3 protein-coding genes and 1 pseudogene are annotated in these 5,154 nt (G+C 68.2%); all 4 read left to right on the forward strand.

Translation table 11 applies throughout. The features are described from left to right. The first annotated feature begins 12 nt into the window (after positions 1–12). Complete coding sequence (locus tag NW75_RS20875) at positions 13–2,490, forward strand: circularly permuted type 2 ATP-grasp protein (RefSeq protein WP_033967331.1); 2,478 nt, start codon at positions 13–15, stop codon at positions 2,488–2,490. 127 nt (positions 2,491–2,617) lie between these two features. Continuing rightward, on the forward strand, positions 2,618–3,496 hold the full coding sequence (locus tag NW75_RS20880; RefSeq protein WP_033967330.1) for a transglutaminase family protein: 879 nt from the start codon (positions 2,618–2,620) through the stop codon (positions 3,494–3,496). Between the two features lie 78 nt (positions 3,497–3,574). Continuing rightward, on the forward strand, positions 3,575–4,510 hold the full coding sequence (locus NW75_RS20885; RefSeq protein ID WP_171010500.1) for a DnaJ C-terminal domain-containing protein: 936 nt from the start codon (positions 3,575–3,577) through the stop codon (positions 4,508–4,510). Between the two features lie 22 nt (positions 4,511–4,532). Beyond that, positions 4,533–5,154: pseudogene (locus NW75_RS20890) on the forward strand (YihY/virulence factor BrkB family protein); the annotation flags it as partial.

Raw genomic sequence — 5,154 nt, forward strand, 5'->3', positions numbered from 1 at the left:
CCCGCCCCGTCGTTGCTCCGACCCCCGCCCCGTCGTTGCTCCGACCCCGGCATCCACGCGGCGCGCTGGATCGCCGAGTATCGCGCGCGGGCGGTCAGCGGCGACGTGCTCACGGCCGATCCCGATCCGGCGTGGGCGGCGATGTTCGAGGAACTGGCGGCGGCGGCAGGGGACGATCTCGGCCTCGCGCGCGAGCGCGTGCAGCGCCATGCCGAGGATATCGGCACCGGCTTCCGCATCATTGGCGAAAGCGAGGAGCGGCCGTGGCCGCTATCGCCGGTGCCGCTGCTGATCGCCGCCGAGGAATGGCGCACGATCGAGGCGGGGATCGTGCAGCGCGCCGATCTGCTCGAAACCGTGATCGCCGATCTGTACGGCGATGCGTCGCTGGTGGCGCGCGGGCTGATTCCGGCGGCGTTGGTCGGGGGATCGCCCTTCTTCCTGCGACCGATGGCGGGGCTGGTGCCGTCGGGCGGGCATCATCTGCAGTTCATCGCGGTGGACCTCGGGCGCGGGCCGACCGGCGAATGGCGCGTGCTGGCCGATCATCTGCGCGCGCCTGCCGGGGCGGGCTATGCGCTGGAGAACCGTCTGGCGATCGCGCGGACGCTGGGCGGATTGCAGGCGCGGCTGAACGTGCAGCGCCACGCGCCCTTCTTCGCGGCGTTTCGCGACGGGCTGGCGGCGGCGTGCCGCCGGGCCGAGCCGCGCATCGGGCTGCTGACGCCCGGGCGCTACAGCGCAAGCTATGCCGAGCAGGCGCATCTGGCGCGCTATCTGGGTTTTCTGCTGGTCGAGGGCGCGGATCTCGCTGCGCTGGAGGACAAATTATATGTCCGCACGATCGGCGGGCTGAAGCGCGTCGATGCGCTGTGGCACCGCGTCGACCCGCGTTTGCTCGATCCGCTGGCGTTCGATTCGCATTCGCGCATCGGCGTTGCCGGGCTGATCGATGCGGCGGCGGCGGGCAATGTCGTTATCGCCAATGCGCCGGGCGCGGGCGTGCTCGAATCGGCGGCGTTCGGTGCGTTCCTGCCGCGCCTGGCGACGCGGCTGTTCGGCGCGGACCTGATCCTGCCCAATATCGCGACCTGGTGGTGCGGGCAGGATGACGCGCGGGCAGCGGTGATCGAGGATCTCGACCAGATGCTGATCGGCCCCGCCTTTGGCGTGGCCCCGCTCGGCCTCGGCGGCGCGGTTGCGGTGCCAGGGGCGGAGATTGTCGGAGATGCGCGCGTCGCCCTGCTCGACGACATGACGCGGCGGCCACAGGATTATGTCGGGCAGGAAATCGTCCGACTGTCGACCATGCCGGTGGTGACGGATGCGGGGCTGGCCGCGCGCCCTTTCACGCTGCGCGTCTTCGCGGCGCGCGGGGCCGATGGCGGTTGGACCGTGCTGCCGGGCGGTTTCGCGCGCATCGCCGAACATCCCGATCCGCGCGCGTCGGTGATGGGGGAGGGCTGCTGGTCCGCCGATGTCGCGATTCATGGTGGTGAAGCGGTCGCGCCGGTGTCGCTCTTGCCGCCCGCCGACACCATCCATGTGCGGCGCAACCCCGGCACCTTGCCGAGCCGCGTCGCCGACAATTTTTTCTGGCTCGGGCGCTATCTGGAGCGCGGCGAGGCGCTGCTGGCGATCATTCGCGTGATGCTGGGCAATTCGATCGATGCCGATGCCGGGGCCGCGCTTGCGCCCGAGACGGTCGGGCGGCTGGTCGGGCTGGCGGTCAATGTCGGCGCGGCACCGCACCCGCCGAGTTTGCGCCGGGCGGATCTGGCAGCCTTTGCGCGTACGGCGATGGAGGATGGCGACTGGCACAGCGTGCGGTCGATCAACCGGCTGGCGCGCGGCATCGGCCAGGGATCGCGCGACCGGCTGGCGGCGGATGTCGTGCGGCTGCTCGACGCGCCCTATCCGACCAAGGGCGGGATGCTCGATCGTGCGGGCACGCTGCAGCGCCGCTATGCCGCTTTGTCGGGGCTGTCGGCCGAACATATGGGGCGTACCGCCGCGTGGCGCTTCCACGATCTCGGGCGACGGCTGGAACGCGCGCTGACGGTAACGCGCGCGCTGCGCGTGTTCGGCATGGCGCAAGCGAGCGCCGACGATCTGTCGAGCCTGCTCGACCTTGCCGACAGCCAGATCAGCTATCGCCAGCGCTATCTGACGGGCATCGCGCGCGTGCCGGTGGTCGATCTGGTCGCGCTCGACCCCGGCAATCCGCGCTCGCTCGCTTTTCAGATCTGCCGGATCTGCGAGCATCTGGCGGCGCTGCCGGTGCTTGAGGATGACGGCATGGAAGAGCCGCAGCAGACGCAGGGCACGGTGCTGACCGCGATCGTCTCCACCGCGACCGCCGCTGGGCTCGATGCCGAGGTGCTGGGCGATGTCGAGCGGCGGCTGTTCCAATTGTCCGAGGCGATTGCGCGGCGGTACTTCCTGCAAGGGGCCGAGCCGCTGCGCGCGGCGGGGATGGTGCTGGCGTGATTGGCATGCTGCATAACCGTCACCCCGGCTGGTCCCGGGGGTCCACCGTGCGGCTATCCCAAGCCGTGTGGAACGTGCTGCTCGGTGGACCCCGGGACAAGCCCGGGGTGACGCAGGTTTGGGTTCGATGATCTACGACATCCGCCACATCACGCGCTTCGACTACGGCGCGAACGTGAAATTCGCGCGCTGCAATTTGCGGTTGAAGCCGATCCATTGGTCGGGGCAGGATCTGCTCGACTATCGGCTCACCATTTCGCCCTCGGGCCGGGTGTCGCCCGCGCGCGCCGAGGCGGGGCTCGCCAATGTGATGCGGATGGTGGTGGATGCGCCGGTGCGGCATCTGACGATCGAGAGCGTGTCGCGGATTTCGGTCGATCGTCCGGTGCCGATGCCCGCCAACGGGTCCCCCCCCTTGCGCGAGATCGCCGCCGCTGCACGCGCCAGCCGCGATCCGTCGCCCGCCGGCCCGGCCAATTATATTTTCCCCTCGCCGCTGATCCCGCTCGATCGCGACATTGCCGAGTGGTGCGCACAGGATCTCCATCCCGATCGCCCCGCGCTCGATGCCGCCATTGGCCTTGCGCAGCGCATCCAGCACGATTTTGCGTTCGATCCGCAGGCGACCCTGGTCGATACGTCGCCGCATGAGGCTTTCATGAAACGCGGCGGCGTCTGCCAGGATTTCGCGCAGATCATGATTACCGGCCTGCGCGCCGCCGGGCTGCCCGCCGCTTATGCCTCAGGCTATATTCGCACGATCCCGCCCCCGGGCCAGCCGCGGCTGGTGGGGGCCGATGCAACGCACGCCTGGGTGCTGTTGTGGTGCGGGGCGGAGCTGGGCTGGGTCGGCGTCGATCCGACCAATGGCATCTGGATGGCGGGCGACCATATCGTGATGGCGATTGGCCGCGATTATGGCGAGATCGCGCCGATCGACGGGGTTGTACTCGGCTCCAGCGCGCAGAAAATGGACGTCAGCGTCGACGTGGCCCCGCTTATCTAGGCGACGGCGTTTGCACTCGCTCCCCCGATACCCCAAATAGACGGCAATCAAGACCACATCAGCACACCGGGGACATTCGTGGCCGATCCATATGCAACGCTGGGCGTCGCGCGCACCGCGACCGATGCGGAGATCAAGAAAGCGTATCGCAAGCTCGCCAAGGAGCTGCATCCTGATCGCAACAAGGACAACCCGAAGGCGACCGATCGCTTCGGGCAGGTGACGCAGGCCTATGATCTGTTGCTCGACAAGGACAAGCGCGCGCGCTTCGATCGCGGCGAGATTGATGGCGACGGCAATCCGGCCTCGCCCTTTGGCTTTGGTGCGGGCGGCGGCAACACCGGCGGGTTCCGCCCCGGTCCGGGGGGTGCGGGCTTCCAAGCCGACGGACCCGATCTGAGCGACATTTTCGAAAACATGTTCGCGGGCAGCAGCGGGCGCGGCGGCTTTGCCGGGGGCTTTGGCGGTTTTGGGCGGCGTGAGCAGCCGAAGGGCGCAAACGTGCTGTACAAGCTCGACGTGCCGTTCGTCGATGCGGTGGCGGCCAAGCCGCAGCGCATTACGCTCGCCGACAATAAGACGATCGACCTGAAATTGCCGGCGGGCCTGGAAAGCGGCGCGCAAATGCGGCTGGCGGGCAAGGGGCAAGTGGGCCCTGGCGGCAATGGCGACGGGATCGTCACCATTAATGTGCTGCCGCATCGCTTCTTCGAACGCGTCGGCGACGATGTCCGGCTCGATCTCCCGATCAGCCTGTCGGAAGCGGTGCTGGGTGCAAGCGTACGCGTGCCGACCGCTGAGGGCGCGGTGATGTTGACCATCCCCAAGGGATCGAATTCGGGCAAGGTGCTGCGGCTGCGCGGGCGCGGGTTTCACCGTAAGGACGGCACGCGCGGCGATCAGCTCGTGACGCTGATGGTCGATCTGCCGGTCGATGACGATGCGCTGATCGAGTTCGTCGAGGGCTGGAAAGACAAGGACTTACGGAACCCGCGCGGCGGAATGGGCGTCTGACCCGTTCCAGGAGGCCGACCGCGTGAGCCACATTTCCCCCGTATCCCCCGAAGAGCGCGAAGCGCACCGAGCGGCGGGGGGCAGTGGTGTGCCGGTCGGCCGGACGCACCTTGAGCGGGTGGCTAGGCGGGCTTGGCAAGTGCTGCAGCGGGTGTTGATCGGCGTGTTTTCCGACGGCTTCATTCACGCCGGTAACCTGGCCTATCTGGCGCTGCTGACGGTGTTTCCGTTCTTCATTCTGGCGGCGGCGATCGCATCGCTGATCGGGCAAAGCGCGGAGACGCAGCGCGCGGTCGCCTCCTTCCTTCACGTCCTGCCGCCCAATGTCAGCGAGTTGCTCGCCAAGCCGATTGCGACGTGCTGGTCGCGCGGACGGGCTCGCTTCTGTGGCTGGGAGCGATTGTCGGGCTGTGGTCGGTCGGCAGTTTCGTCGAGACGATCCGCGACATTTTCCGCCGTGCCTATGGCGTGAAGATGAGCCGACCGTTCTGGCATTACCGGCTGAGTTCGATGCTGGTCATCATCGTGTCGGTGGTGGTCGCCTTGCTGTCCTTCCTGGTGCAGGGCGTGCTGACGGCGGCAGAGCGCTTCATTTACGACGTGCTGCCGGTCGCGCGCGATGTGGCGGGCTGGGTCGCGGGGGG

The sequence above is a fragment of the Sphingomonas sp. Ant H11 genome, assembly GCF_000797515.1.
Classification (GTDB): Bacteria; Pseudomonadota; Alphaproteobacteria; order Sphingomonadales; family Sphingomonadaceae; genus Sphingomonas.